The following is a 26658-nucleotide window of genomic DNA, read 5'->3' as shown; positions in this document are numbered from 1 at the left end:
AAACCCAGTGAAGGAGGCATCCAGATGAGCGACGTAGCAGCAGAAATTAAGGTTGGCGATACCGCACCGGATTTTGACTTGAAGGATCAGGACCAGAAGGACGTGAAGCTGAGCGACTACCGCGGCAAGAAGAATGTCGTGCTCTGCTTCTATCCTCTAGATTGGAGCCCGGTCTGTCAGGGCGAGAACAAGTGTCTAACCGACGACTTCCCCAAGTTCCAATCGGCCAACGCAGAATTGTTCGGCGTCAGCTGCGACAGCTTCTTTTCGCACAAGGCCTGGGCTGATTCCATGGACCTCAAGCACCGTCTCTTGTCGGACGTGCACCGGACCACGGCGAAGGCCTATGGTCTCTACTTTGAGCCATTGAACTGCTCAAAGCGTGCAACCGTCATCGTCGACAAGAACGGTAAGGTCGCCTACGCGAAGGTGCAGGAGATCAAAGTGGCGCGAGAAGACAAGGACATCCTCGCGGCCCTCGCGAAGCTGAGCTAGTTTCCTTCGCAAAAGGGGAGGCGCTTCGTAGTGGCCTCCCCTTTTGTTTTTTTCAGACGGGGGTGGACTCATGGCAGGAACAGTCGAAGACGTCAGAGACGAAAACTATAAGGAATTCACCGACGCGCCCGCTGCGATCGTCGCCTACGGCCTCGCGACCTGTGAGCCCTGCAAGACCTACGACCCGATCCTGGAGGAGACCGCCGCCAAGTTCCCCGGTGTAAAAGTCGGCAAAGCGAAGATGCATGTCCCTGGCCGATGCCGAGAGATTAAAAAGAGCCATACCTTCGAAACCTACCCCACCACGCACCTCTTTGCACATGGCAAGCTGCTCCTGACCCGCGAAGGTGTCGTCGAGCCAGCAGAACTCGCCTCGTTGATTTCAGACCACCTGCTCAAGTAGCCGCACCGTCCCTCCATCGAATTCAGCTCACGTCTTCCTGAAATCGCCGATCTTCTTGACTCACTCAGCACTTGTAGTAAGGTCGAGAGGCCGTGGAGACGTGAGGCACGGATCGCCGGCACCACCGCCTGTTTCGAGGTAGCGCGTATGGGATCTCCATCACCGACGTCCGATCGACCGCGCTACGACCCACAGGTCTTGTTGAACTCACAACCGGTGATCGTCACGGTCATCGACCCCTCGAATCACCAGATCCAGTTCCAGAACGACACAGGCCTCAAGAGGTACGGCGATCTCGCCGGAGCCTCCTGCCATGACAAACTTATCGGATGCCCCTCCCCCTGCTCATTCTGCCGCATGCCGGAAGCGCTGACTTCGAGCGCCGTCATTTCCAGAGAAATCACGCTCCCTGGGGATAAGTTTCTCCTCGTCCATTGGTCCAAAGCTTCCACCGCCGACGGGCAGACCCACGTGATCGAAACGATCGTCGATATCACTGAACATAAACGAACGACCGCAGCGCTGCACCAATCGCAGAAGATGGAAGCGGTCGGACGATTGGCGGGCGGCATTACACATGATTTCAACAACCTGATGATGGTCGTGATCGGACATGCCCAACGGGTGCTGCAGCAACTGGGAGCCCACCCGGCCCGTCAGGAGTTAGAAATGATCAGCCAGGCCGGATTGCGGGCGGCAGCGCTGACTAAGAAGCTGCTTACGTTTAGCAGGCGGCAAGTGTTCGAACCGAAAGAATTGCCGGTGAATCAAGCCATCCGCGAGTTGGAAGATATTCTTCAGCGGCTGATCGGGGAGCAGATTCAGATGGTTGTCGTGCTCCATCCCCGGACAGGTCATGCGCTGGTCGATCCCGTGCAGCTCGAACAAGTGATCATGAACCTCGTCTTAAATGCCCGCGATGCGATGCCGGACGGTGGCCTCATCAATATCGAGACGGATAACATCGACTTAGACGAGCAATTCTCGAACTCGCACCCAGGCTCCACACCTGGACCCTACGTCAAGATTATGGTGCAGGATGCGGGATGCGGGATGGATAGGGAAACATTGACCCACATTTTTGAACCATTTTTCACGACAAAATGCCCGGAGCATGGAGTTGGGCTCGGGCTCGCCACCGTGTATGGTATCGTCAAGCAAAGCCAGGGCTATATCGAGGTCAGCAGTGAACCGGGGCGAGGCTCTCGCTTTACCGTCTACCTCCCGCGTGTAGGACAGCCTGAGATCGAAACTGAGACGCCTCAGGCAGGAAAACCAACCCTCGTGCCACAAGATACAATTCTCGTGGTAGAGGATGAGGAGGGCATCAGGAGTTTGATTACGACGGTCCTGCAGGATCAGGGCTACCAGGTGCTGGCAGCAGGCGATGGGATTCAAGCCTTACAGGGCCTGCAAATACTCAAAGGACAATGTTCTCTCGTCATTACCGACGTCATCATGCCTCGGATGAAAAGCTCCACGTTTATCGATGGTGTCCATGCGATGCGGCCAGAAACCAAGGTGCTCTATATGTCAGGCTACGCAGGCGACACCCTTCTGGCTAACGGGGTACAGGACGACATGCCCTTCCTGCCAAAGCCCTTCCTGCCTACCACGCTCATCGAGAAAGTCCGGGAACTCCTGCAGACGGCTCAGCAGCGCTGATCGCCTGACCACACCATTACGCGTGAACGCAGTGGCCCATGCCCTATGGTCCGTCTCATTACTTCACGAACCCAGACCGTGTCTTCGAGCAATGCTCGTGGAAAATGAGCCAACGGGGGCCATCCTTGCGCAAGAGAGCGGTACATTGTCCGGAGTCCTGTGCTTCGAATTCGCCTTTCCTGATCGCCTGAAACACATAGTCGTAGGTCGCCCAGGCTGTCGAGCTGGTCGTTCGAACGTTTAAATTCGACAGGGCGCCGATAAACCGCAGGGTACTGCCTTTGTCGAGCTCAGACTCATAGTCCGACAGCCACTTTTCAATGGAGTCTCGTCCCTCCGTCTCGCCATCCTGAATGCCGACGTAGTCCATGGTGTAGAGCTTCAAGACGGATTGTGTGTCTCTGGTTTCCGAGAAAGTCGCCGCCGCCATGGCGGCATCCTTGACGGTCCTCTCGATCGTTTCCCCATCTTCGGCAGACCTGGCGACCGCAGGCCACAAGAGGCACAGCATTAGCAGTCCACAGATCAGCCGTGTCGTCATAGAACGCCCTCACCGCATGAACGCAGCCCGGTCATCCAGCAAACTCGAAGACCAAGTCACGAGACTGCACAAGACGCACGTTCGAGAGTCTGCCCGCTGAAAGAGAAGAGGCCAGTTGCTTCCAGATATGCTCGACCAGCTGCTCGCCGGTCACGACCTGAGCCCCGATGACCTGACGAAGGTCCTGATGGTCAAAGGCCTGCACGACTGTCCCTTGGACCAAACGGTTGAGCGCCCCGATGTCGGTGACCATGCCGGTCACGGCATCGATGGCGCCATGGACCGTCACAAAGCAGTCCCACTCGCGTCCCTGATTGCCATCCTGCACCGCCGTAAACGAATAGCGCCTGGTCACACTGGCGACGTCGAGACCGGCCACGGCAGTTACCTCTGCATAGAGGTCTTCGTCCTCGTATAATCGAATCGTGTGGAGTGTGCCGATCTCCTTCTGCAGTTCCAATTTGGTCCAAAGCAGGCGCGCCAGATTTTCTGACGTAGGAATCCGGTCCGTAAAATACGACATGTCCAGGTTCAGGTTCTTATGGTCGAACTCCTCCAGCACATCGAGCAAGACCCGCTTCAAGTCGAAGAGATTCACCACCATACCGGTCTTCGGATCCACTTCACCCAAGACCGTCACCTCGACCATGTAGTTATGTCCATGCGCAGGCGGGTTGTAACAAAGGCCGAACACCGCACGGTTCTTGGCCTCATCCCATTCAGGCTTGATATAGCGATGCGCCGCCGCAAATTCGATACGTTTCGTCAGCAAGACCGATGGCATCTTCTTATCCCCTGGCTTTGTCCCTGAAACAGGCTCCTACTCAGCACTCCGTCTAGCACTCGTAACTACTGAAGATCTTTGAGCCATTCCTCACGCATGCTTCCAGGAACAGGCGCCTCAGCATGGTATTCGCAATGATGGACCGTCAAGGAGACCGGCACATGTAGATCGGCAAACGACGCGATCATCGATGCGGTCGGCTTGAATCGCACAAAATGCACGGCACTGATTTTTGTTTCATGACTGTGCCCCCCCTCGAACTCCCCGAATACATGCTCCGTCCCGGCGCGGATCGCGATTTTCTCTCCGTGGTCGAGCCCCATGAACATATCGAGCCATTCCTTCATCCGATCCTGTTCCGTAATCTCAATCATGAGCGTGGCGCTCACTTCGCCGACTCCTGGCATGAGGGCATTATAGACGTCCAATTCTTCTTGAGCTTTGTGGGGATCGAGGATTTGTTCGACTCGAATCATTTCCTGAGTCTGAAACCGTAACGTCTCGCGATTCTCAAAGACCAGTGTGATAAGCGGCCCGACAGAAATCCTACGCCGCTGCTTAAGCGCGATAATCTGCGCACGAAAGGGCTCCCGCTGCTGCTCATAGACTGCGGCAGGCAAGAGGTCTTGGGACGTTAAACAGTTCATGATGTCAACCCATAGGCATCGCGCACAATTTGAATCGGGTGTTTGGTCGACCTGCCGCCGGTATGAGCCATGGCGCCGGCTTGATCCAACTGCAATCCTGCCAGCGGGCAATCGGAGGCGATCAGATCTGCCGGAGCCTCCTCAATGACGCGAACGGCCTTCTGCGCAATCAGCATCGACAGGGGAAAGAATTCCGTCTTGGCGGACCAGGAACCATCGTGGCCGGAACATTTCTCAATCACCTCGACCTGCGCACCGGCACATTCCATCAGTTCCTTGGATTTGAATCCGATGTTTTGATCCCGCAGATGGCACGGCACCTGATAGGCCACTCGCCCGGGCTTCTGCGGAAAGTCGGTCGCCAAGGCACCCTCCCGCTTCATCTTCATGAGGTATTCGCAGACGTCGAACGTCCGTTCCGCCACGCGCCGCACGTCAGGACCACCGACGATCTCCGGATATTCCCGCTTCCACATCAGGCTGCAACTGGGCACCGGCACGACAACCTCATACCCTTTCTCAACCCAGGGCAGAAACGAGGCGACATTCGACGAAGCGGCCTGCTGAATCGCGGCCGTATCCCCAATGTCGAACGAGGGCATGCCGCAACAACGCTGTTCGGGAATCACGACATGGACACCATTTTTCTCGAGGACTTGAATCGTCGCTTTCCCAATGTCAGTCGCTTGATAGTTGACCAGGCAGCTCCCAAAGAGCGCGACCTTCCGCGGCGCGGAGGCAGGAACCTGTGCCGCCCCTCGACGCTCCCACCAATGGGTAAAGGTCTCTGCCGCAAAGGGCAGGACCTGCCGATCCCGATGTACACCCACGAGCGGTTCCGTCGCTGCTCGAAGAAACCGAAGGCCCAATAGCCAATTGGCAATCGGCGCCATCAGACTGCCAAGGGTGCCGATGATATCCGTCTTGAGCAAGAGCCAATCGCGCCAGCTCACCCCGCGCGTCGCAGCCAGATGCTTCTTCCAGGCGATCATCAAACGGGGGAAATCGAGCCCATACTGGTGCGGCGGCGTATAGGGGCAGTGGTTATAGCACAGCTTACAGTAATAACATTCGTCGACAACCCGGCTATGATCAGTAGCCGTCAACTGAGCGACGTCGCCCTCATACCGGTCGATACCGTCCAGCAGCGTGTTGAAGGAGGGGCAGAGGTTGAAACAGCGCCGACAGCCATCGCAGACTTCGTAAATGCGCTGCGTGTCTTTCTGGAGCTGTGCGGGATCGATGGGATTGAGCAGGCTCAGACCATTCACGGTGTATATTGTCTCCTGTGACGTCTTCTAATTACAAGATCGGAAAGCACAAAGGGTGAGCTGGAATATTCCCAGCCCACCCCCGTGATGTCGCACATGGAAAAACTCTAGAGCTGCTTCAGGCTGTCGAGTCCCTTCGTGAAACGATTCGCATGGGACCGCTCCGCCTTGGCGAGGGTCTCGAACCATTCGGCCAGTTCAGCGAATCCCTCGTCCCGAGCCGTTTTGGCCATACCGGGATACATCTGGGTATACTCGTAGGTTTCGCCCTCAATCGCCGACTTCAGGTTGGCTTCGGTATTGCCGATCGGCACCCCGGTCGCCGGATCGCCGACTTCCTTCAAGAAGTCCAGATGCCCGAAGGCATGGCCAGTTTCCGCCTCTGACGTATCGCGAAACAGACCTCCGATATCAGGAAAGCCCTCGATGTCCGCCCGCCTGGCAAAATAGAGATAGCGCCGATTGGCCTGCGATTCACCGGCAAAGGCTCCCTTGAGATTGTCGTGGCTCTTCGTTCCCTTCAAACTTTTCCCCATCGCGTCCTCCTCTATATGCTAAGAAATCGAACCGTCACCGCAATCGTACCACTCTCTCCCCGCTGAATAACATAGCGATCCTCGCGGGATCAATGGGCCACAGTAGTTTCTCATCCGCCCGGTCGATATCTCGGCAACGAGGGTTCCATCTCAGCCAAAGATTTGTAGGCCTAATCCTTGGCGGAGAGTATGGGATTCGCAACCGGCCAGGGAATGGCAAGAGCCGAATCGTTCCGGATAATCGCTCGCTCGTCGCCCGGCACATAATAATCCGTGCACTTATTCAGAAAGGAGGCACGGTTGCTGGTCACGCAGAACCCATACGCACAACCTGGCGGAACGTACAGTTGGCGGCACTTTTCCGATGAAAGCTCGACCCCGTACTATCGGCCAAAACTTGGCGACCCCTTTCGGATATCCACAACCACATCGTATACGGTCCCTTCCGTCACCACTACCAGCTTCCCCTGGGCATGCGGATCCTGGAAGTGGAGCCCTCGCAACGTGCCCTGCACGATGCTCCTCTTCGCCCACCCGTTGCTCGCTCAGGTTGCCAACCTCGCACGGCTAACTAGACGCCGGTTTTTCAGGATCGACGATCTCAGGAGGATCGGGGTACAATTGCCCCAACCGATCGATCAACGGCTTCGCAGCCGGCGTGCTCTCGCGGGTCGGCTCACTCACCGGGTGGTCCCATGTGAGGGTGTGAATGCCGGCCTCTGTCAGCAACGAACGGATCGTGGCCAAACAGGCCTCCAGCGTCAACTCCGTGCCCCCGCGGAGATCGAGCACGCGCTGTTTGGGGTCAGTCGGCGGCACGTCTGTATTGATAAGGGCCCAACAGCGGTCGAAAATCGTGGCGCGGAGTTCAGGCGAAACATTGATTGTCGTCAAATCAGCCGTGCAGAGGGCCGACACGAACAGGACGAATTGCAGATCCTGCATCCCGGGGTTATGGAGGTCCAACGATGGCATGGTCCAGCATTATCGATGTCAACCGGCATGGAGTCAACGGGCACAAGGCCCCCACCACATAGGCAGCTGTCACGATTGAAGATGAGGAGTATCCGACCATGATTACGATTTCACTGATGGGTCAGCTACAGACCGCCGATGGGGAACGGGATCTCGCCTGTGAAGTGCCATCACCGATGTCTGTCCGCCAGGTGATCCAGAGACAGGGCATTCAGTTGCGCCATCTTCTCCAACTCATCCGCGAGAAAAAGGTGCTCGTGACCATCAATAAAAAGATCGCAAGCGACGACTCACTCGTTCAGGACGGCGACGCCATCAGGCTGGTGGGACATGACGGGATGGGCGGGACCGGACTCGGCCCCTCGCTATAACGGCCGCAAACTACAGGGCCGACGCCCCTCTCGGGGAGTCGGCCCTGCGATGCTTCATGCAGCGCGAATGAGGCTGAAAGAAGACACGTGACGTCCGATCTGCGCCGGACGATCTCCGCTTACTTCTTGCCGAGGATCGCGTCCTTGGCGGCTTTGGCCACGCGGAACTTGACCACGCGCTTGGCCGGAATCTTGATCGGCTCGCCGGTCTGCGGATTCCGTCCCATGCGGGCCTTGCGATTCGCCAACACAAGCTTTCCAATCCCAGGAATCACGAAAATGTTCTTCGCTTCCTTGTACGCCAAGGCGGCAAAGTCATCCATGAGCTGGACGGACGCTTTTTTGGTCAGCCCGGTCTTCTGGGCCATATGTTCAGCAATCTGCGACTTGGTCATTGATTTAGCCATGCAACCAACCTCCTTAAAAAAACAAGATGGTGAACAACAACGAACTCGCCCCTACTTGACCCCACTCAGACTCGATACACATTCCTAAGCAAACAGTCGTGATAGGCGTTGCAACGAAAACCAGCGGGAGTCTATCCAAGCGCTCGGAAGCTGTCAACCGGAAAAACACAGGCCAGACGTAGGGAAACGCCTCCACCTCCTCTTGCAGTTTCAAGACCAGCCAGCGTAAAGTGGAAAATTGGATAGCAGTTGCGTCTCAATATTCTCCCACCCTCGGAGTTGCTAGCATGGCAAAAGAACTACCTATTCTGCCTTCGACTGCCCAACCGGCTGACGAGGCTCAGGCAGAGCTGTTCCAGTATTCTCGCGTGTTTTGTCAAAAAGAAAACTCCCCGCCGCTTCGCCTGCTCATGGAATTTCTCAAATCCCGTGGCCAGACGCCGATTGCTCCGCCTGACATGGATGAGACCATGTTGGATGAATGGGCCTGGGTTCAAGTGACGCTCGGATACGATCGCGACCGCAAGCCGATTCAAGTGCTCTGTGTCAGGGATCGAGGCACCTATCAAGACGTCTTCGACAAAGAGAAGGCCCAGTTCCTGGACCTCGTCTCCGCTCACGACGATATCGAGGCAGGCCTCGTCCGCGAATACATCGAGCGCGCGCGATTCGTGCTCACCACTCGATTTGTTCAAAACGATATCACCGATGAGGGCTATGACTTTAACGGTTGGATTTTAGAGTTCTACCAAGAACACTGTAACGGCATCGTCCAGATCGACAACCAAGGCTTCTACTCACCCAAAGGCGACCTGATCCTCGATCTCTCCGTTAAAGTGGAATAAGCCGCTGTGGCAGGTCCAACTCCGTCCAACCCTGCTCCTCTCTACCAACACACTGTCCATTGGTTCGATCGGGCCGCTGCCGCCCTGCTCGGCGAAGTTCCCTGCCGACTCGGCTGTACCAACTGCTGCATCGGCCCATTTCCCATTACCCTCCTCGACGTGCAAACGCTCCAACAGGGACTGCCCAGCCTCTCGCAGGATCAGCGCCTGCGTATCCAGCAGCGTGCCATCGAACAGACTGCCGCAATGGAGGTCGCCTTCCCACAACTGACCCATAGCGAGCTGCTCGATACCTGGTCCGACCAGGAAATCGACCGGCTGGTCACAGAGTTTCACCACTATCCCTGTCCAGCACTCGAACCGGACGGTCGTTGTGGCGTCTATCAACACCGCCCCCTGGTTTGCCGATCCATGGGCATCCCGACAGAACGTCACGGCCTAACCCATGGCGCCTGTGAGGTCCAAACATTCATCCCCATTGTGCAACTCGCCTCCTCATTCCGGGAGGAGGAAAATCGCTTGTTGCATGAGGAAACCCTCGCGTTGGAGGCCCTTCGTCTCGCGACAGGATCAGCAGGGGATGAAGTGCTCCTACCCTACGGGTTCTTAGCCGGACGTCCCCAAGAAAGTTCGTAAGACTACTGCTAGACAGAGGATAAAACCCTGTGCTAATGTCTCAAACCTTGGTTGCGGGAGCGCCTGTAGCTCAGCTGGATAGAGCATCAGCCTCCGGAGCTGAGGGCCACAGGTTCAAATCCTGTCAGGCGCACCAGCAAACAGGCAAGGGACAGACTCTGCACATAGATATCCGCCACGTACATACCCGGTGGGCCGTTAGCTCAGTTGGTAGAGCAGCTGACTCTTAATCAGCGGGCCGTAGGTTCAACCCCTACACGGCCCACCAAATACTTCAACCACTTACATCCTCTTCGATCATCGGTCAGAGTGCCGATCCTGCCGCGTGTGCTAAATTTGTGCTTTTTGTGCTAGCCACACGGTACCTCTCTAGAATTTCCACGCCCTCGCGAAGACTCTCCGGATAGTGGTGAGCATAGCGCTGGGTCATGATCGGCGACTTGTGCCCTAAGAGGCATTGAACCTTGTAGAGATCAATCCCTGATTGCACAAGTCTCGTGGCAAAGGTATGCCTGAGATCATGAAAATGAAAATTCTCGATACGGACCAACTTCATCGCTCCACGGAACGCGCGGCGGAGATGGCTATCGTCAAGCAGGGTGAACGTTTCACTCGGGAACACGTAGTCACTCTTGACCGACCGCACCTTGGCTTTGCTCTTCAGGACATCCAGCACGAGATTGTTGATCGGGATGGTTCGCCGTTCCCCGTTCTTTGACCGAAAGACGGTCACAGTTTTTCGGAATAGATCGACTCCCTCCCACGTCAACGCTCGAATTTCTCCCATCCGCATGCCTGTATTCAGTGCGAACAGAATAATGTCCTTGAGCCAGGGCCTTGCAGCCTGGAGAAGACGCTCTTCCTCTCCCGTGCTCAACCATCGATCCCGCCTATTTCTCTCTTTTTCCATGGAGACACGCGCGACAGGATTTTCCCGGCACCACTCCCACTCCCGGATGGCGAGGTTAAACGCCTTCTTCATGCAGGCGAGCTCACGGTTGATGGTGGCCGGAGCCGCCCCATCCGCATACCGCTTGGCTTTATACGCCACGATGCGCTTCGGCGTGATGTCAGCCAAGGTAGAGCCTTGAAAGAAAGGCAGCAGGTTCTTCGTATAGCCACTGACGGATCGTTGGCTCATCTGTTTCACAACATGTTCTTTCAGATATCGATCCATCAGCTCCGCAAACGTCCGTTCCTGCTCTTCTCGTTTCTCAAAGTACCGACCCTCCACGATATCGACCGTGATCTTCGCAAGGATCGCCTCTGCTAATCGCCGATCCGAGGTGTCCGTCGATCGTCGCACCTGCTGACCGTGATACTTGAACCTCATCCACCAGACCGTATTTCTTCTATAGAGCCCCATTCACTCTCCTTTCCTAGGGCTCAATGCTGGTCCGGTTTCCCCGTGCCGGGGATTATAGATAGCCCGTTTCGCCGCCGCAATGATCTCGTCAATGTCGCCACCGTGCTTCTTGTAGTCAGGCAGCGTGGGTCGGTACTTGGCAAACCCAATCAGCCACCCTTCGATGTCTTCTGGGCGGAATCGAATGAGTCCATGAATGCGGACGCACGGGATCTTGCGCTGTGACACCCAGGCATAGAGGGTCCCTGGTTTAATTCGCAGTTGTTCCGCCAGGTCTTTGATGGTCAGAAGCATTGACATACAAACCGGGGGAGTCTCACGACACCCCCCTCCCCCCACGATGCGCCCGCGTCTCCGCCGGCGTCGGATTCGGACTGCACTCCCAGCGGGTGCGAGCTGGCGCTGAAGAGCAGCGGCCAGGCCTTTCCGGGTGCCGTCCCGGAGGGCCCCTCCCGTTTCAGGCCTGCCCCCCGCGAGAGTGCCATCCCGCCTTCTTCTTCGACGCCCCACCCCCTGTGTTGTGAAGGGTGGGGCTACACATCTTGATGAAGAAGAAGGAGGCGGATATGGCCATTCACGGTTTACAGGGCATTCTGAACATTCAGCGGCAGCCGAAGCCGGGCAACCCCTATGCGGTCCCCCGCTATCGTGTCACGCTGGTGCGTGACGGTCGGGCTGCCAGGCCGACGGCCCCGCTGCTGACCTCGGTCGGCGCGGCGGATCTGCTCAGACCGCTCTTTGAGGGTCTGGATCGCGAACAATTCCTCGTCTGCGGGCTGGATGCGAAGCATTGCATCATCGGCGTTAATATCGTCTCCATGGGCTCCCTCACGATGTCGATCGTGCATCCGCGGGAGGTGTTCAAGCCACTGATCCTGATGAACGCCGGCGCCTGGATTTGTGCGCACAATCACCCCTCCGGCGATACGACCCCGAGCCAGGAGGATCGCGTGCTCACCAGCCGACTTCGGCAGGGAGCCGAACTGCTCGGCATCACACTCTTGGACCATCTCATCCTCACGGACGCCCGCTGCTACAGCTTCGCCGACCAAGGCTGGCCCGGTGCCTAAGGGCTCAGGCCCGCATGAGCCGGAGCACCCAGAGCACTGCCGCGCCCCATCTCATCTGATCACACCCACTGCAAGCACCATCGGGCACCTCTTCCACCAGGACAGACGGCAGGTCAGGACTAACGCACCGTTGATCCACCAGCATCCGCACCCTCGTGCGCCACAACCTGGACACATGCGGGTCCATTCCTTAGATGGGACGAAGGACATACGGTCGCATGCTCCGTCCCTCATGCAGCATGGCCAGGTGCCGAGTTTTCCATTTCTTGGAGCCTGCGTAGATCAACTCCTGCAGAAATTGCTCCCCGCGGCGAAAGTAGACCAGGGCCAGCATCGCGCTGATCGACTCGCCTAGCCACTGACAGACCTCCTCGAAGGTCTGCTGGACCTTCTCCACCACGAGCCGGCAGCGTTTGAAGCCTTCGGTGAGGGCTTCCCACCAGGCTAAAAGCGGGGCCCGATACTTTTCCCAGGGTTCCGCCTCGCGCGTGGTGTCCCGAAAGTCCACGTACGAGCGCAGAATCCCGACGAGGAATTCACGCCAATCCTCTGGCGGCAGGGTGAGCAAGGCTTTGGCGCAGGCTTGCGCCCGGTCCTTTTTCAGTTCGAGTTCCCACCGCACGCCATAGTCCTTGGCCTCTTCACGGCCTTTCTGTTCGAGTTCTAGTCGTTTGTCATACACACGCAACATGGTTTGGCTCTCCCGACTCCCGAAGTAGAGCGTGTCGCCCGTCGAGGTGCCGGAGCGCAGCGAGGACCCGGCAATGACCTTGAACTTCTGGGACCGCGTCACGGCCTGGCCGGCCTCGACGGCCTGTTTGATCTGTGCGATGGAGACCCCCGCCGCCCGATCATCCAGGGCCACATCCATGCGGGTGATGTGCCCCCCACGGGCAAAGACCCACGTCAGGACCGAGCGGATCTTGTCTTCGGCCCAGGTGGAGACAATGCCCGCAGAGAGATCCACGTGGACTTCTTGGGCATTGCGAGGGGCTCCCGTCCCGAGTTTGCCCACACCGTGGCGGCCTTGATTGGTCAGCCAGCAGGTGGGATAGCCACGAAAGCCCGTCGTCGTCTCGAACCAGTCCCCACCGATGACAGGGCCCAACTCCTGGACGGTGGCCTGAGGGACGGTAAACGCGAGCCAATCGATGGTTGCTGTAAAGATACGATCATCCATGAACGGTCCTTTCACTCCTCTGCTATAGAAGCCCCCGTCTTACCGAACGGGGGCGTTGGGCTGCACGCGCCGCCGGCTTTTGCCGGCGGTCGCGCGCTGCGGTGCCATCACTCTCAGGTTTGGGCGTATGCTCTTCTGTTGCATCACCCGCCGCACGTCCTCCAAGTCGAACCGCACCATCCGGCGAAACCGCACGATCGGAATCTCCCCATTCCGGTAGGCACGCCGAATGGTTTTGATACTGACCTGCAGCAGGGCCGCGAGTTCATTCGTGATAAGCCATGTTTTCTTCATTCGACTCCTCTTCAGCGCAACAGGCAGCATGGCTGGAACCATACCGATGTCGTGATGGTGTGAAAAGAGACCCTGCGGGGGACAGGAGAGGTCAAGAGAAGACACGAAGGGACATTATTTCGTGAGTCGTCTCGTAGCGCGCATGGCTGGCGACACGCATCAGTTTCGTCCAGTAGATTAGCAATGCGAACCTTTTTTAATCAGAAACGCTAGGCCAGATGCAAGGATTCGCGCGCAGGCAGAAAGGCAGCTTTGATAAGAGAGGAAAAAAACGAGCACGAACAAGCGACAATCGAACACAACAAACTGAATCGAAGAGCAGTTTTTAGAAACTATCTATCAATAGGGCAGTTATATCTGGCGAATAGAGCCGATTGGGGCCCTGCATGAATAAATGAAACCGTTCTTACAGAACAGAAGGAATCCATGAAAAAGGCGAAAGGGAGCCTGGGTGTCTTGCGGGAAGACCATAACCCAATGCTTGGTTCTTAGAAGTGAATGATAGGCAAGCTACTCTACTTTTTCAGCTTGGCCTGGTCCATGGGATATGACGTGGCTAAAAGACTAGAGATCCGATGATATGGAAGGGCGGTGGCAACCATCTGTCTCGTGGCACTGCTGTGTAAGCAGACGAGGATTATTCTGTAATCTCGTCATTCGGCACCGAACGCTAGGGGGCATTCGTTCCAAGATGACCGCTATCGGCCAAGTGCGGAAGTTCGGCGCCGAGATCGTACCGACATAAAGCGGTCCTGATCCCTGTCGCATTAACGCCTCAGCGTGAGCCGCGCCACTCCTCAGGCGTCGGCTCCACGCTGTTATTCGGCAGTCTTTGGCAACCTCGTGGCGGAGGATAGGCGCTACCATCGCTTGAAGTTGAAGTTCCTCCTGGTGACCGAGATCCGGCACCCCACTGCGCTCTTCGCACTCGTCGTGTTCTCGATGCGCCGCACGATTGCGCGCGCCGCCTTCCCAAATCGACACGCGGGACTCACCGCGAGTGCGCAAAGCGACACAAGAGAAACCCTCAGATGCCTTCACGGAGTGTCCGGAACATCTCCCGCACTTCGTCATCCGTGACGAGGTCATGCTGGACGGGTGTCCGGTCCCGCCAGTACCCGCTGCCCTCCTCCAGATTCCGCGATCCCTCTTCCCGCTCGGCGATATCCTCGTCGAGCAGCTCAATCTGATACTTAACATCGAGGCCGTACTCATTGCGGAGCTTGTCGAGCGACTCCCGCAGCCCCGTCAGCTCATCAACGGTCGTGCAGTCGTAGCGCTCATCCCTGGCGCCGTTCTCCTCGTAGAGCCGAAGTGCCATCGCCAGCTGGTTTTCATCGGCGTTGCTCCATTCGAGCGCCTTCGCGGGAAACGCGAGGAGGTCGAGCCAGTCGTCCGCCCTGGCGAAGGCGAGTGCGTCTAGGACCCCTTTCAAGAGCCTCTCGTACACTTCGCGCCCGCCGTGGTCGAGGAACCAGCGATTCTCCGCGATCGCGGCGAGCAGCCGGAGCACTGGTCCGAAATCGACGACCTGATGCTCCCACCCGCTGACAAGGGTCTCCGTCAGCTGAGAGGCCATCGCGGCGAGCTGCGTTGACTTGTGAACCGCGGCCGCTTCCGCAAGGAACCCCACCTTCCCTTCATGGCTCATATCGATCGAGTAGCCCCTCCGAGTACCGTCCAGCATCTTCTCCCAGCGCATAGAGGGCCCCTCCAGTAAGCGCGACAGCGACCGACAGAGAAGATCGGTATTCGTCGTTAGAACAGCCCAGAGTTCGCTGCCTGGCCGCGCAGCGGCAAGTTTCCAGAGATTCACGACCTGCTTGAAGCGCACGGCCGAATTGACAAGGTCTTCGGCGGTCTCGCGCTCGTTGCTGACTACCGAGGCCACAAAGTCCCGAACAGAGGGGTTGAGATAACTCGCGTGTCTCATTCTATATGAGAGAAAAGCGCCTTCCAGCTCCTGAAGCGCCCGATGGAAATCGCCCGCCCGGATCCGGTGATGGTACTTGGCGGCATTGTGCCGGTGGAGCGCGATGAACGCCGGCTCGAGGTCGACCGTGTCTGTCCACTCGCCGAACGTGTGGAAGCTAAGGAGGACGTGGCGCGCCGCGTCCGAGATCTGGTGACGGAACGCGTGGGCCCAGATGGTCTCCGGTGCCTCCAGCAGGGCCGAGACGTGCGTCCTGTAGCCCTGAGCGGGAACCTGCCCCAGGTGCGAATACGCAGACAGCCATTCGATCAGTCTAGGATTGAAGTGCTCGTGCCTGATAATGTCCAGAAAGAAGTCCTCCTTCAGCACTTCGTTCTTGTACTCCAGTGGCAGGTCGCTGAAATAGAGATGGTTATAGAGAAGGCGGGCTCGGTGGCCATACGGATAGTCGCCCAGCTCGAGGATGCAGCGATGCTCCAAAATCCGACTGTGGGCAAGCCGCTCCGAGACCTGAAGTGCGCCGCTCAGGATATGTTCCCGCGTCGTGAGGATGAACCGAGACTGGGGCGACCGGCGGACCATCTCCATGAAATCCACCATCGCCGTGTCCTGATTTCTGCCAAGGTATTCGCGGCGTTCGCCCAAGAATGTCTGGCCGAGGAAGTCGTCATAGTAGAAGATTTGCCTGCGCGCGGATTTGAAGAGATCCTTCGCCTCAGCAATCTCCGCCTTGATCGCGACCGGTTCGTACCCGTCTTCCAGATGCGCGTAAAGGAGCATCTCGGCCAGCGTGGTCTTACCGATCCCTGGAGGCCCTGTCACAACGACTATGCGGGTCTGGTTGAGGATCTCAGTCGCACGCGGGTAGGCGTCGCTCTTCACGAACAGAGGAAGCTTGCGCCGGAGGCGGTCAATCTCGAAATCTGTCTGGCACAACGTAGCATTGTGAAGCACTCGATCGAGAACGCTCGTGCTGGTGAGCCATAGTTTGAAGTTGGCGCGCTCGACGTCCCCGTGGCGGCTAAGCAGGCCTTCGATATCGTCTGCGCCGAAAACGTCCCGAACACTCAACACGAACGGCTGAAGCGCCGTGACGATTTCGTCCTTGTTGCCGGGTGTGAGACTGACAGAGGTCGCTACCACATAACGGGCCGGACGCAAGCGTCGGACCTTCGGGAGTTCGCCGTTGCGCAGATGCGCCAGCAGCTTGGCGAACCCCGAGCCCGCGTAGTGCTTGCACTGGATGATTGTCGCGCCACCGGCGGCCGACGCATATCGTAAGTCGATCCCATGATCACGACCGCTGCGGAAGGCTTCGAGCGCGAGCTTCCATTCCGCCTGCAAAAGATCGCGAATCAGCTCCTCGAAGTCCTGGCTGGAGAGGGATTTGAAGTCGTATCGTGCCATACCCTGTACCTTCGCCCAAAACTTACATCACGGGATACCCACACGCGGGTCAGACCCGGCCACGCTACTGGATCTGCGAGAATAAGTCTGCACAGCGGCCCACCCCCAGCAGCTTTGCTTCTGCTACACGTGTCGGGCCCTGGCCACAGCACGCATCTCACGAGCCGAACGCTCAGCATCAGCGGCGGCGCGCAGCGCCGTCCGCTGCACGCTGTTGTTAGGTGCCGAATGACGCAGCTTCGTCACCCGCAGGGGTCTCCAAAGATCCCTTGGAAAATGAGATCGAACTCCTTGATGCTTTCCTGAGTACCCTCGCGGTCGACTGTCTGCTCGCCGCAGCAGGCGAGGATCGCGTCGCGTGTCGCAACCTTGGCACAGAAGTCCTGGGCACGCGATGGCTTGTCTGCTCCGGTGGTGGCTTCGGGGTAGTACTGCTCTATCGCGCCACGTTCGAGCACGTAAACGTCGACCGTTCGAAGCATTGCAAGCAGACGGTGCTTCAACTGGATCATCTGCACGTCAGTGCTGGTACTCATGACAGCCAGCCGGTCTGATTTCCGCTGCCACGCGAAGAATGCCTCAACAGCTGCATCATGTTCTGCTTGGGAGCATGTACCGGCCTTGAGCTTCTCCTGTAACTCCCTGACCCTCCGCCACAAGCCACGTAGCTCGCCGGAATCATGAGCGTCTTTGGCGTCCGACGCAGATGGGCCGTTCGCATCGGGCACGATCAACTCATCGACCCTTGCCAGCAGATCGGCCTTGGCCGTCCTGACTGCATCATTGGGGGCGATGTGGTCGAAGCCAACGGCCAACAGGTCGAGGTCGGCGATGACCGGAACTCGGACCCCGAACCTGTTGAAGAACTCTCGATACCGTCGGATGTTGCCCTTACCAGTGATCCGAGCGAACACAATCGGCACTTTCGCCACATCCCACGAGGGATCAAGTGTTCTGGCGATGTGCGGCATGAGGAGATAATCACTATCGCCTTCGACCAGGACGACGGTATCGGCAAAGAAAGCGGCGTTGTTGTTCTCGAAGCAGATGATCTGAAACTGGTCCTTGGCGGTCATGTCGGACAGGTCTACCGGCTGTACCTGAGTGAACGGCCGAGGCGCGAGCGCCGGATCGGATACCTTTCTCAGCTTAACGAACGTTTCGGTCGCCCCTGGGCCAAAGAACATTGGTGAATGGGTAGTGACGATAACGTGGTGTTCCTCGGCGAAGACCCGCAGGGCGTCGAAGAGGATGTGCTGGGCCTTGGGGTGAAGGAACAACTCCGGTTCTTCGAACAACAGTAGGTAGGATGCGGAGGCGGGTGTAGCCTGGGCCGGTTCTTCAACTAGCGTCGCAACGGGCGCGAGCTTCGCCTTGAGTTCGACGTAAGATCGCAGGATGGAGAAGACAATTGCGCGACGCAATCCGTCGCCTTTGGAATCGATCAGACCATCCACGCCATCGTTGGCGTAGATGCGAGCGGCCGAGAACACGGTCTTTAACTCCGGCGGAGGGATTGCGATGCGGAGCGCCACGTCAGCAAAACTCTCTCGGACATACTTCTCGACAGTAGACTCGATCAGCTTCACCTCATCGAGCCGCCCATCCACGACCGTTCCGTCAGGCTGTTGAACGCGGTTGAGCTTGGCGTTGAGTTCTTCAAACAGTCGTTGTGCATCTGGCAGCTTGGGCTCGACGGCTTGCAGAAGGATGGCTAGGATTTTGCCGAACGGGGTGCTTTCGGTTGTCTTGATGTCGTCAGCAAGGTCTTTCACCGCCGGGATGTAGATCGGGTCAGGCAGCATCGGCTCGATGCTCTTGTCGATCCCCGTCGGCAAAGGCTGATCGGTGGCAGTCTTCTGATCGTCGGGTAATGAGTCGGCAAATTCCTGAATCTTCTGCTTGACGGCATCCTGATCCATGGTCGTATCGACGACGCCGTCCAGTTCCGGGAATGTCTGCACTACCTTGTTGACGAATGTCTGACCTGCTCGCTGACTCTTTAAGAGCGCGCCAATTCTGTCTGCGGAGAATCTGGCGTCATTCGGCGTAAGAGTGTTGTACAGCAGCGAACTCTTTCCAGCGGTGTCGTAGGCCCTGACAAGGACAAGACGTCCATTCTTGACGATTCCCGCAACGCGGGTGCGGTGTTCGGCAGCCAATCGCGCTAAGTTTGCGTCACCAATATTTTCGAATGTCACCGCGATGCGGATAGGTTTGGAATCATCGAAAAAGTGGCTGACCGCCAGCTTGGTGCCAGAGAAGAACAGAGACAAAGCCTGCAAGAAGGAAGACTTGCCTGAATTGTTCTCTCCGATGAGGCAGCCGAAGTCCGACAAAGGAATCGCTACGTCCCTGAGCGCCCGGTAGTTTGTAATGGACAAGCTGGTCAGCTTCATGACCTACGACAACCCCGCTCGGCACCTAACAATGTTTAGGCGGATCCGCATAAGAACCGGATCTGCCATTTTCTATCCGCCTAACACACTTTCAATGATCGTGAACATTATCCCATCATCGACGGTGGTGCAATGCGTTACGACCCATCGACCATGTATCACTGGTTCTTATGCGGATCGGCGTAAGACCCTCCCTTGTGATAGCGGTCGGTCGTGTACTTCGGCTTTGGGTCGGATGCAGCCGTTCAGAATGGCGAGAAAACTTCAATCCAGTGCCCGTCTTTCCCCGATTCGGGGGGGGTAGGTCAGGACACGCAGCATAAAAGTGATGTGCTAATTTTGTGCGCAAATTCTTCACAAACGACCGAATTAGGTAGAACCAATGGAATCAGTAGAACCCCAGCAAGCCCATGATTTTCAACGATAAACGGGGAAACCTTCGCAACATCGAGCTGTTCGAATTATTGCCCTGCTGCCACTCTTAATCAGCGGGCCGTAGGTTCAACCCCTACACGGCCCACCAAAATCCCCAATCACATACAGACCTGAAGCCATCGATACTCCTGCCGAGAGCTTGAATCCTAGGAGCCATGAGGCGAAACGCTCCTATTCTTCAATCTGAAACGATTCAGCTAAAACCGATACTGCGCGCCGAGGGACAGAATTGAGTCATTGAAGTCCCTCAGTGCATTGGTCGACGTGCGCTGGCTGCGTTGAAATGAAATCAGCGCTGTCGCCGCAGGCGTAAGGTGGTACCGAAGTTCCGCAGTCCCTTGATGCGTTTGATCGAACCGCCCCACGTGCGTATCTCCCGCCAGCCCGCTGGTAAACGTCTTCCTCAAATGGCCGTAGGAAAAGTCGAGGTCAAGGCCTGTACTCACGTGAACCATCGTCTCAAGCGAGAACATATGCAGGTAGTACGACACATCGTCTGCGAATTCAACCTGTTCACGACCATCTGCCAGCCCACGTTCGTACAAGTAGGAGAGGGTAACCGTTATCCAGCTCATGCCCCTGTAAGCAAAGCGAGGCCCTATCGTATAGAACTGCGTGTCCCGCTCCGCAAACGCCTGATTGTAGAGCCGGAGTCCATAGCGACCGATCAGGGATGCCGTCACGGTATCGCTCAGACGACGCTCGAGCTCTGCTCGCCAATGGTGGGAAGTCAGCCGCTCTTCCTGAATCAGTCGAGCGCCGGTGCGCCGCTCGAAGTTCGGCCCGAGGAAGAGGTTCGGAACATACCGATACCGCAACAGGAGAGAGCTGTCGGCGCCGAACCATTGCCGGTCCTGAATGCGGTAATCTCCGTGGTCCAAGACGGGATTGTTGGTAAAGATCGCCCCATGCGCTTTGAACGACAGCTCATTTTTCCCAAGCGTAGTGGACGATGAACGGAGCACCTCAATCGATGGCTCCCAGATGACATCCTCCGGTTTATTAGTCGATACCACGGTTGGCTGGGAGGGGTCTTCGCCGAAACGGAGCCGCCTGGCGGATGAAAATTGAAACGCATCAGTGGTGTAGCTGGTCCTCTGTTCTGCAATCGCAGACCATTCAGCCGTTGCGTCGTAAGGAGGAAAGAAGAGGATCAAAAGAATCAGAGAGACGGCACGGCTTGAGAAAGAATGACTCCTGGCCATGCGGACCACTTACGGTTGGCCAAATGAGCGCACGTAGAGCAGGACATGCCAGGCTTCTTCTTCGGTAAGGATAAGTGGAATAAACGACGCCATGTCCGTTCCCGGACTCCCGTTCTTGAGAATCCACAGAATTTCGCCGTCGGCTCTCACTGACTGCCAGGCTTTGTCGGTGAAATTACGCGGAAGTTTGCCAACGAGGCCTGGAATATCGCCGAATCCTTTGCCATCTCTCCCGTGACAGGTGACACAGAATGCCTTCCCGTGAAAGATCGCCTTCCCTTTCTCGATATTCTCTGCGGTCGGCTCGAACGGATTCTTCCAGGACTTGGCTTCTTCGATCTGGTCGAAGGGGACTCGTGGTTTCAACACGGCCGCATCCGCCGCGAAAGACAAGGATGCGGATGACGCGATAACCCCACCACACACCATCAATAAGATAATCCTGAACATCGAGCGCATCATCGTGCTCCGTGAACGTACACAGGAAGGGACCGTCACCGGCAACGCCGGTAACGGTCCCTTCCTCGCTTAGCGATTATGAAGCCCTGCTTCAGATTTACTTTTCGGTGTGACCAGGGAACTTATGTCCGAGAGACTGCGGGAAGCTGACTGAGCCGTCAGGAAACTCCAGCCCCTTCTGCCACAGATGATAGATCACACCGTCTGTCCCTGCCGCAATTTCAGCCACTTTGGCAGCCTGCTCTGCCGGCATATCGAGAATTTGGACGCGGCCAGTCGCGATCTCGACCTTATGGTCATGGAAGAACCGGTGCCATTGGATGGCGGGGAGTTTTCTCGTCAGGTCCTTCGCCACAAAATATTCAATCGCCACCAGCGGGGCTTTTGGATCAGTCGACTCAAAGAGTAAACATTGAAGGATCTTGTCTGAAATCCCCTTGCAATAGTGATGGTATGGCCCGCCAGGCGTGCCATCCGGCATCATGTGCGGCGCCTGCACGTGGATATCGTATCCGAGGGCTGGGCTTGTCGGCTCTGCGCTCACGGCCTTTTGAGCAGCGACTCCGCTACATCCAATGGCCGCCATCGCAACAATGGCTAATAATCCTTTTTTCATCACAACTACCTCCGGGGTTAGAGTTGGGGGACGAGATCTTTGCCTCGTTCATCCAGGCCGACACAACAACCTGCGCATCCGTACTGAGTATCTGAGACGCACAGGTTCAAAAGGATTCACCTAATTCTTGGGGAGCGTGGGAAACTGAAACGGAATCGGTTCCCCTGTCAGGGATTGTAGAAACGCCACGAGATCGGCTTTCTCTTCAGGAGTCAGGTTGAGCGATTTGACGAGCGGGCTCAGATTCGGATTGGCTCCGCCTCCAGCGTTGAGAAACTCCACAACCTCTTCCAGCGTCTTGAAGGCACCGTCATGCATGTAGGGCGCGGTCTCAATGATACTCCGCAGCGTCGGCGTCTTGAAGGCGCCTTTGTCTTTTTCCGCTTTGGTCACAGAGTAGCGCCCCAGATCCTCTTTCAACGGACCGACTTGAGGGACGCCGAGATTGTGGAATTGGTTGTCGGTGAAGTTCGGTCCGTTGTGACAAAGAATGCAGCGGGCCTTGCCTTTGAAGAGAACCAGACCTCGCACGGCGGATTCATCCATGGCTTTCACGTCGCCGGCTACATACTGATCGAAAGCGGAATTCGTGGATATGACGGTCCGTTCATAGGCAGCGATGGCCTCGGCAATCCCTTGCAGATTCACCTCGGTCCCGAAGACGGCCCGGAACTGTTGCTGGTAACCCTTGATCTTGCTGAGCTTGATGACAACGTGCTCATGCGTCTCTCCCATCTCGATCGGATTCTGGATCGGCCCGATGGCCTGCTCTTCCAGCGAGCGCGCGCGGCCATCCCAAAATTGAACGTGGTTGAAGGCCGTATTATAGACCGTGGGCGACTGCCGTCCTCCTACACCGCCGCCGATCCCGATCGAGGTTTGGCGAGGATCGGCAAATCCGGTCCCAGGGTTATGGCAGAACGCACAGGAAATGGCGCCGCTCTTCGACAGGCGGCCATCGAAATAGAGTTGCGTCCCAAGATCGATTTTCGCTTTGTAGTTCAGATTCGTGGAGGGTGTCGGAATCGACGTCGGGAGTGGGCCGATATCCGGGACCGTCATCCCATCGATCGTCACCGTTCCGTGCGGCGCAGAGCCTGAAGGTGATGCCAAGGCCCACTTCACATCCTCAAAAACGTATGGCCAGATTGCAGAGACCATCAGCCCGATTAGGCCCCCTACCAGCAGATTCTTCTTCGTCATGACCATTCCTCCAGAGATTGGATTTTTCATCATCCTATCGACCGCATCGCGCGGAACGATATCACAGGTCGATTTGTTTAGGCAGAGAGCTACCGGACCACGGTCGATTTCATCAGGCTGTCCGCCTGAGGAGGCGAGAACCCCTGATATCCTCGGTGGCGCTCGGTGAGTTCCAATACGGAGAACGGCTGGCCATCCACCATTTCAGGCACCGTGAAGATTTGCCTTAACTGCCCACCCCTGACTCCGACAATCTGGCCGGTAAAGGCCACCCCTTTGGCGTTCAACCGTTCCATCGCCAGCTCGATATCTTCCACCCGCACCGCGACATGATGAAAGACCTGGTCGCCGAACGTATTCACCCAACCGGGAATGATGCTGGTGCGGCCCCGTTCGTCGGAATAGGCCTGATCCACGAAGAGCGCCGGGTATCCAACCTTCCGATAGACCTTCGCATACCAGTCTTCATACTCGATCGTTTCGCTGTACCCATACCCCAGCCTCGTGAATTCCTCCGCACGCCGGTCGATATCCAACGTCCGCAGCGTCAAATGGTCTGTGATCGGATAGAAACCGACCCCCGCTTCATCCAGCGAGGCGCGTAGTGCCTGGGCAGCCCGATTGCCCGCGACGTACGTCGCGATCATCCGCTCGATGAGCCCATCCAACTCCGCCGCGTGATCCATGCTGGCGACTCCTTTCTCGGACATGACGTCACTCTCCGAATGTGATGCCCTGGGCCAATGGCAATTCGCCGCCCCAGTTGATCGTGTTCGTCTGCCGCCGCATGTAGGCTTTCCAGGCATCCGAACCGGCCTCTCGTCCTCCACCGGTGGTTTTCTCTCCGCCGAACGCGCCGCCGATTTCAGCCCCGGAGGTTCCCAGATTGATATTGGCGATCCCGCAATCGCTGCCGCCTGCAGACAGAAACTGTTCGCTATGTCTGAGGTGGTTGGTGAATAGGGCCGACGAGAGACCTTGCGGCACATCGTTCTGCATCGCAATCGCTTCATTGAAGGTTTTATAGGTCATGAGATAGAGAATTGGCGCAAAGGTTTCCCGCTGCACGATCGGCCAGCGGGATTGCGCCAACACGATCGTCGGCTCGACAAAATTTCCTGGCCCGGGCAGCACATGCCCGCCACAAAGAATCTCTCCCCCTTCTTTCTTAATCTCTTCGATGGCCTCTCGATATATGTGCACGGCGGCCTGATCGATCAAGGGCCCCATCAGTACGCCAGACTTGAGTGGATCGCCGATCTGCACCTGTTTGTAGACCGAGACGAGCCGGGAGACCAATTCATCGCGCCTCGATTCCTGCACAAAGAGCCGTCGCGTGGTGGTACAGCGCTGACCGGCGGTACCGACTGCGCCAAAGAGAATGGCCCGAATCGCCAGGTCCAGATCGGCAGTTTCGTCGACGATGACAGCGTTGTTGCCGCTCAGTTCCAACAATGTCCGTCCGAGACGTGCCCCCACGGATTGTGCGACCTGCCGACCGACCGGAACCGACCCCGTGAAGGAGATTAACGGAAGCCTCTCATCGCGCACCATGGTTTCGGCCAGATCGGTACGGTCTGCGATGACAAGCGAAAATATTCCTGACAGCCCCTGCTGTTCTATGACCTGATTACAAATCTGCTGAACCGCAATCGCGCAGAGCGGCGCTTTCGGTGAAGGCTTCCACACCACGGTATCCCCGGCGATGGCCGCAATGAAGGCATTCCAGGCCCAGACAGCCATGGGAAAGTTGAAGGCCGTCAGGACGCCGATCGGTCCGAGCGGATGCCACTGTTCGTACATGCGATGGCTGGGTCGTTCAGAATGCATGGTCTGGCCATAGAGCATCCGCGATTGGCCGACCGCGAAGTCGGCCATGTCGATCATCTCCTGCACCTCTCCGTCACCCTCGGCTTTGATCTTGCCGACTTCCATCGCTATAAGGCTGCCCAGCGCATCTTTCTTGTCCCTGAGAGCTTGGCCGATCAACCGGATCACCTCGCCACGCTTCGGCGCCGGCACCAGGCGCCATTGCGCGAAGGCTCGCTGTGCCTCCACTACGACCCGCTCGTAATCAGCTGCCGTGGCCGGCGTCACCCTGGCGAGGACTTCTCCCGTCGCAGGATTCCTAGAGTCGAGCCTGCGTTCGCTAGAGAGGGACGACCACCAACCGACTCCCGTGCTGGCCCCGGGATTCACGTCGCGAAGCCCCAGTTCTGTCAGAATCTCCAATGGCTGCTTCATCGATAGCAGGCTCCAAACCGGTTCTCGAGGAAGTCGTACAATGGGAACGATTCCTGAGTCACGAACCCCTTATATCGCTCAGGATTTTGGAGCACGAGGTCCGCAACGGCACAGAGGCTGGAAGCGGTCGTGACTTGAATGGCCGACCAGAGCTTCCCCTTAATACATTGGGGATAGATTTTCTTCACATAGTTCTCCTCAAACAACGCGCCCTCCCTCCTCCCCGTCACGGAGGCATAGATCAGCACGACATCTTGCAATGTCTGAGGAATCGCCCGTTCGAGAATTCGCTTGAGCGTGTCCCGATCCTCGTTCAGCTTGAGATCGTTCATCAATAGATGAATTTTCTCGCAATGGCCCGGATAGCGGAGCGTCTTGTAGTTCATGGTCTGGACTTTCCCCGCATAGGTATCGGCCAATGTTCCCAATCCTCCAGAAGTGTTGAACGCTTCGTACAGGAGCCCGTCCACCGAGATTGTCTCATAACCTTCGAGGGGCTGGAGGGACACCTTTTCTCCTCCTTCGATTCCGTAACAGGTGTTGCCGTACTCATTGATGAGCCCATCGGTCGACCAGGTCAGCGAATACTTGAGGGCATTACTGGGATGCACGGGCAGAGCTCCGACCCGCATTTTGATCGTATCCACCGTCTCGAAATGGGTGATCAAGTCCTGCGCCGCAATGCTGATGAATCCGGGGGCCAGACCGCATTGCGGCACAAAGGCCTGCGGCGAGTCGATGCTCAGGACCTTGACCTGATTGGTGACATCGACATCTTCCGTCAGGTCAAAATAGTGCAGACGATGTTCCCGGGCCAATCCGGCGACAATCGGATTGCAGAAATAGGGGAGGCTCGACAGGACCGCATCGAATCGATGCGCTGTGAGATATGAGCTGATGGTGTCAGGATGCCGGGCATCGAGAAGCAGAGGCGTGACTCGCAAGAGACCGAGTTCACGAATAAACCGCTTGGAGGCATCGAGGCTGATATCCCCCAGCGTGACTTCATACTCACCGTTCTCCGATAAGAGACAGGCAACCAGAGAGCCAATCTTTCCAGCACCGAGGACCAGTACGCGATGCATGGGAGACCTCACATGTTATGAGTATACTCCTGACTGAGAGCCCAATGAACATCTCGTGAGCGGTTCCATCTGAATGGCGGCAGGGTTGCTCCTATCCGATATCCTCCCTTGACGAGAAGCGGTCAATATCCAGAGAGCGCTTGAGCCTATAGCCCACAGTAGCCGCCTATCCTTACCGATAAAAAT

27 protein-coding genes, 2 tRNA genes and 1 pseudogene are annotated in these 26658 nt (G+C 57.0%); 9 read left to right on the top strand and 21 right to left on the bottom strand.

The window, feature by feature from the left end:
• The first annotated feature begins 24 nt into the window (after positions 1–24).
• From Q8N00_03810 to Q8N00_03800, 3 genes are all read left to right on the top strand, one after another.
• A complete protein-coding gene (locus Q8N00_03810) occupies positions 25–495 on the top strand; it encodes a peroxiredoxin (GenBank protein MDP2381909.1) in 471 nt (156 codons plus the stop codon).
• 70 nt (positions 496–565) lie between these two features.
• Complete coding sequence (locus Q8N00_03805; protein MDP2381908.1) at positions 566–898, top strand: thioredoxin family protein; 333 nt, start codon at positions 566–568, stop codon at positions 896–898.
• 147 nt (positions 899–1045) lie between these two features.
• A complete protein-coding gene (locus Q8N00_03800; protein ID MDP2381907.1) occupies positions 1046–2563 on the top strand; it encodes an ATP-binding protein in 1518 nt (505 codons plus the stop codon).
• Positions 2564–2621: 58 nt separating this feature from the next.
• On the opposite strand, the gene Q8N00_03795 is transcribed toward Q8N00_03800, so the two are convergent.
• From Q8N00_03795 to Q8N00_03765, 7 genes and pseudogenes are all read right to left on the bottom strand, one after another.
• Positions 2622–3104: a nuclear transport factor 2 family protein gene (locus Q8N00_03795; protein MDP2381906.1), complete on the bottom strand. Its 483-nt coding sequence runs from the start codon at positions 3102–3104 to the stop codon at positions 2622–2624.
• A gap of 31 nt (positions 3105–3135) precedes the next feature.
• Positions 3136–3888, bottom strand: coding sequence for a 6-carboxytetrahydropterin synthase (locus tag Q8N00_03790; GenBank protein MDP2381905.1), 753 nt, complete (start codon positions 3886–3888; stop codon positions 3136–3138).
• A 65-nt stretch (positions 3889–3953) separates the two neighbouring features.
• Positions 3954–4535, bottom strand: coding sequence for a DUF3501 family protein (locus Q8N00_03785; protein MDP2381904.1), 582 nt, complete (start codon positions 4533–4535; stop codon positions 3954–3956).
• Positions 4532–5806, bottom strand: coding sequence for a heterodisulfide reductase-related iron-sulfur binding cluster (locus Q8N00_03780; protein ID MDP2381903.1), 1275 nt, complete (start codon positions 5804–5806; stop codon positions 4532–4534). The genes Q8N00_03785 and Q8N00_03780 overlap by 4 nt, the downstream gene beginning before the upstream one ends.
• Before the next feature lie 107 nt (positions 5807–5913).
• Positions 5914–6342, bottom strand: coding sequence for a rubrerythrin family protein (locus tag Q8N00_03775; protein ID MDP2381902.1), 429 nt, complete (start codon positions 6340–6342; stop codon positions 5914–5916).
• A 170-nt stretch (positions 6343–6512) separates the two neighbouring features.
• Positions 6513–6854: pseudogene (locus tag Q8N00_03770) on the bottom strand (dTDP-4-dehydrorhamnose 3,5-epimerase family protein).
• 55 nt (positions 6855–6909) lie between these two features.
• Complete coding sequence (locus Q8N00_03765; GenBank protein ID MDP2381901.1) at positions 6910–7317, bottom strand: hypothetical protein; 408 nt, start codon at positions 7315–7317, stop codon at positions 6910–6912.
• 98 nt (positions 7318–7415) lie between these two features.
• Here Q8N00_03765 and Q8N00_03760 point away from each other — a divergent pair, with 98 nt between their 5' ends.
• Positions 7416–7688, top strand: coding sequence for a MoaD/ThiS family protein (locus tag Q8N00_03760; GenBank protein MDP2381900.1), 273 nt, complete (start codon positions 7416–7418; stop codon positions 7686–7688).
• A 119-nt stretch (positions 7689–7807) separates the two neighbouring features.
• Here Q8N00_03760 and Q8N00_03755 read toward each other — a convergent pair whose 3' ends face one another.
• A complete protein-coding gene (locus Q8N00_03755) occupies positions 7808–8095 on the bottom strand; it encodes an HU family DNA-binding protein (protein MDP2381899.1) in 288 nt (95 codons plus the stop codon).
• Positions 8096–8382: 287 nt separating this feature from the next.
• Here Q8N00_03755 and Q8N00_03750 point away from each other — a divergent pair, with 287 nt between their 5' ends.
• The 4 genes from Q8N00_03750 (at position 8383) to Q8N00_03735 (ending at position 9844) form a co-directional block, all read left to right on the top strand.
• Positions 8383–8940, top strand: a complete 558-nt coding sequence (locus Q8N00_03750; protein MDP2381898.1) for a hypothetical protein — start codon at positions 8383–8385, stop codon at positions 8938–8940.
• Positions 8941–8946: 6 nt separating this feature from the next.
• Positions 8947–9576: a YkgJ family cysteine cluster protein gene (locus Q8N00_03745; GenBank protein ID MDP2381897.1), complete on the top strand. Its 630-nt coding sequence runs from the start codon at positions 8947–8949 to the stop codon at positions 9574–9576.
• A gap of 59 nt (positions 9577–9635) precedes the next feature.
• Positions 9636–9712: transfer RNA gene (locus Q8N00_03740), tRNA-Arg, on the top strand.
• Between the two features lie 56 nt (positions 9713–9768).
• A tRNA-Lys gene (locus Q8N00_03735) sits at positions 9769–9844 on the top strand.
• A 36-nt stretch (positions 9845–9880) separates the two neighbouring features.
• On the opposite strand, the gene Q8N00_03730 is transcribed toward Q8N00_03735, so the two are convergent.
• Together Q8N00_03730 and Q8N00_03725 are read right to left on the bottom strand one after the other, a co-directional pair.
• On the bottom strand, positions 9881–10942 hold the full coding sequence (locus Q8N00_03730) for a tyrosine-type recombinase/integrase (protein ID MDP2381896.1): 1062 nt from the start codon (positions 10940–10942) through the stop codon (positions 9881–9883).
• Positions 10943–11242: a helix-turn-helix domain-containing protein gene (locus Q8N00_03725; protein ID MDP2381895.1), complete on the bottom strand. Its 300-nt coding sequence runs from the start codon at positions 11240–11242 to the stop codon at positions 10943–10945.
• A 266-nt stretch (positions 11243–11508) separates the two neighbouring features.
• Here Q8N00_03725 and Q8N00_03720 point away from each other — a divergent pair, with 266 nt between their 5' ends.
• A complete protein-coding gene (locus tag Q8N00_03720) occupies positions 11509–12012 on the top strand; it encodes a JAB domain-containing protein (GenBank protein ID MDP2381894.1) in 504 nt (167 codons plus the stop codon).
• Between the two features lie 190 nt (positions 12013–12202).
• Here Q8N00_03720 and Q8N00_03715 read toward each other — a convergent pair whose 3' ends face one another.
• From Q8N00_03715 to Q8N00_03665, 11 genes are all read right to left on the bottom strand, one after another.
• Positions 12203–13192, bottom strand: a complete 990-nt coding sequence (locus Q8N00_03715) for a replication initiation factor domain-containing protein (GenBank protein MDP2381893.1) — start codon at positions 13190–13192, stop codon at positions 12203–12205.
• A gap of 39 nt (positions 13193–13231) precedes the next feature.
• Positions 13232–13486, bottom strand: coding sequence for a helix-turn-helix domain-containing protein (locus tag Q8N00_03710; protein MDP2381892.1), 255 nt, complete (start codon positions 13484–13486; stop codon positions 13232–13234).
• 1027 nt (positions 13487–14513) lie between these two features.
• Positions 14514–16826: a restriction endonuclease gene (locus tag Q8N00_03705; GenBank protein MDP2381891.1), complete on the bottom strand. Its 2313-nt coding sequence runs from the start codon at positions 16824–16826 to the stop codon at positions 14514–14516.
• 242 nt (positions 16827–17068) lie between these two features.
• Positions 17069–19225 carry an ATP-dependent endonuclease gene (locus Q8N00_03700; GenBank protein MDP2381890.1) on the bottom strand — a complete coding sequence of 719 codons (2157 nt, stop codon included), beginning with the start codon at positions 19223–19225 and terminating at the stop codon, positions 17069–17071.
• A 632-nt stretch (positions 19226–19857) separates the two neighbouring features.
• Positions 19858–20865: a hypothetical protein gene (locus tag Q8N00_03695; GenBank protein ID MDP2381889.1), complete on the bottom strand. Its 1008-nt coding sequence runs from the start codon at positions 20863–20865 to the stop codon at positions 19858–19860.
• A 9-nt stretch (positions 20866–20874) separates the two neighbouring features.
• Positions 20875–21327 carry a cytochrome c gene (locus Q8N00_03690; GenBank protein MDP2381888.1) on the bottom strand — a complete coding sequence of 151 codons (453 nt, stop codon included), beginning with the start codon at positions 21325–21327 and terminating at the stop codon, positions 20875–20877.
• A 94-nt stretch (positions 21328–21421) separates the two neighbouring features.
• Positions 21422–21940: a DUF1264 domain-containing protein gene (locus Q8N00_03685; GenBank protein MDP2381887.1), complete on the bottom strand. Its 519-nt coding sequence runs from the start codon at positions 21938–21940 to the stop codon at positions 21422–21424.
• Between the two features lie 120 nt (positions 21941–22060).
• Positions 22061–23143 (bottom strand): cytochrome c peroxidase, encoded by a 1083-nt coding sequence (locus Q8N00_03680; GenBank protein ID MDP2381886.1) that lies wholly within the window; start codon positions 23141–23143, stop codon positions 22061–22063.
• A gap of 89 nt (positions 23144–23232) precedes the next feature.
• Complete coding sequence (locus tag Q8N00_03675) at positions 23233–23853, bottom strand: hypothetical protein (protein ID MDP2381885.1); 621 nt, start codon at positions 23851–23853, stop codon at positions 23233–23235.
• Positions 23854–23857: 4 nt separating this feature from the next.
• On the bottom strand, positions 23858–25375 hold the full coding sequence (locus tag Q8N00_03670; GenBank protein ID MDP2381884.1) for an aldehyde dehydrogenase family protein: 1518 nt from the start codon (positions 25373–25375) through the stop codon (positions 23858–23860).
• 8 nt (positions 25376–25383) lie between these two features.
• A complete protein-coding gene (locus Q8N00_03665; protein MDP2381883.1) occupies positions 25384–26472 on the bottom strand; it encodes a saccharopine dehydrogenase C-terminal domain-containing protein in 1089 nt (362 codons plus the stop codon).
• Positions 26473–26658 lie beyond the last annotated feature (186 nt).

This window comes from Nitrospirota bacterium, assembly GCA_030684575.1.
Taxonomy (GTDB): Bacteria; Nitrospirota; Nitrospiria; order Nitrospirales; family Nitrospiraceae; genus Palsa-1315.
The sequence above is the reverse complement of the archived record's forward strand: the minus strand, read 5'-3'. Positions and strand labels throughout refer to the sequence as shown.

What these genes read in the sequence shown, in the direction of transcription:
- Q8N00_03810 (MDP2381909.1), top strand. Translation starts at nt 25, where the DNA reads ATGAGCGACGTAGCAGCAGAAATTAAGGTTGGCGATACCGCACCGGAT.
- Q8N00_03805 (MDP2381908.1), top strand. Translation starts at nt 566, where the DNA reads ATGGCAGGAACAGTCGAAGACGTCAGAGACGAAAACTATAAGGAATTC.
- Q8N00_03800 (MDP2381907.1), top strand. Translation starts at nt 1,046, where the DNA reads ATGGGATCTCCATCACCGACGTCCGATCGACCGCGCTACGACCCACAG.
- Q8N00_03795 (MDP2381906.1), bottom strand. Translation starts at nt 3,104, where the DNA reads ATGACGACACGGCTGATCTGTGGACTGCTAATGCTGTGCCTCTTGTGG.
- Q8N00_03790 (MDP2381905.1), bottom strand. Translation starts at nt 3,888, where the DNA reads ATGCCATCGGTCTTGCTGACGAAACGTATCGAATTTGCGGCGGCGCAT.
- Q8N00_03785 (MDP2381904.1), bottom strand. Translation starts at nt 4,535, where the DNA reads ATGAACTGTTTAACGTCCCAAGACCTCTTGCCTGCCGCAGTCTATGAG.
- Q8N00_03775 (MDP2381902.1), bottom strand. Translation starts at nt 6,342, where the DNA reads ATGGGGAAAAGTTTGAAGGGAACGAAGAGCCACGACAATCTCAAGGGA.
- Q8N00_03765 (MDP2381901.1), bottom strand. Translation starts at nt 7,317, where the DNA reads ATGCCATCGTTGGACCTCCATAACCCCGGGATGCAGGATCTGCAATTC.
- Q8N00_03760 (MDP2381900.1), top strand. Translation starts at nt 7,416, where the DNA reads ATGATTACGATTTCACTGATGGGTCAGCTACAGACCGCCGATGGGGAA.
- Q8N00_03755 (MDP2381899.1), bottom strand. Translation starts at nt 8,095, where the DNA reads ATGGCTAAATCAATGACCAAGTCGCAGATTGCTGAACATATGGCCCAG.
- Q8N00_03750 (MDP2381898.1), top strand. Translation starts at nt 8,383, where the DNA reads ATGGCAAAAGAACTACCTATTCTGCCTTCGACTGCCCAACCGGCTGAC.
- Q8N00_03730 (MDP2381896.1), bottom strand. Translation starts at nt 10,942, where the DNA reads ATGGGGCTCTATAGAAGAAATACGGTCTGGTGGATGAGGTTCAAGTAT.
- Q8N00_03725 (MDP2381895.1), bottom strand. Translation starts at nt 11,242, where the DNA reads ATGTCAATGCTTCTGACCATCAAAGACCTGGCGGAACAACTGCGAATT.
- Q8N00_03720 (MDP2381894.1), top strand. Translation starts at nt 11,509, where the DNA reads ATGGCCATTCACGGTTTACAGGGCATTCTGAACATTCAGCGGCAGCCG.
- Q8N00_03715 (MDP2381893.1), bottom strand. Translation starts at nt 13,192, where the DNA reads ATGGATGATCGTATCTTTACAGCAACCATCGATTGGCTCGCGTTTACC.
- Q8N00_03710 (MDP2381892.1), bottom strand. Translation starts at nt 13,486, where the DNA reads ATGAAGAAAACATGGCTTATCACGAATGAACTCGCGGCCCTGCTGCAG.
- Q8N00_03705 (MDP2381891.1), bottom strand. Translation starts at nt 16,826, where the DNA reads ATGGCACGATACGACTTCAAATCCCTCTCCAGCCAGGACTTCGAGGAG.
- Q8N00_03700 (MDP2381890.1), bottom strand. Translation starts at nt 19,225, where the DNA reads ATGAAGCTGACCAGCTTGTCCATTACAAACTACCGGGCGCTCAGGGAC.
- Q8N00_03695 (MDP2381889.1), bottom strand. Translation starts at nt 20,865, where the DNA reads ATGGCCAGGAGTCATTCTTTCTCAAGCCGTGCCGTCTCTCTGATTCTT.
- Q8N00_03690 (MDP2381888.1), bottom strand. Translation starts at nt 21,327, where the DNA reads ATGATGCGCTCGATGTTCAGGATTATCTTATTGATGGTGTGTGGTGGG.
- Q8N00_03685 (MDP2381887.1), bottom strand. Translation starts at nt 21,940, where the DNA reads ATGAAAAAAGGATTATTAGCCATTGTTGCGATGGCGGCCATTGGATGT.
- Q8N00_03680 (MDP2381886.1), bottom strand. Translation starts at nt 23,143, where the DNA reads ATGACGAAGAAGAATCTGCTGGTAGGGGGCCTAATCGGGCTGATGGTC.
- Q8N00_03675 (MDP2381885.1), bottom strand. Translation starts at nt 23,853, where the DNA reads ATGTCCGAGAAAGGAGTCGCCAGCATGGATCACGCGGCGGAGTTGGAT.
- Q8N00_03665 (MDP2381883.1), bottom strand. Translation starts at nt 26,472, where the DNA reads ATGCATCGCGTACTGGTCCTCGGTGCTGGAAAGATTGGCTCTCTGGTT.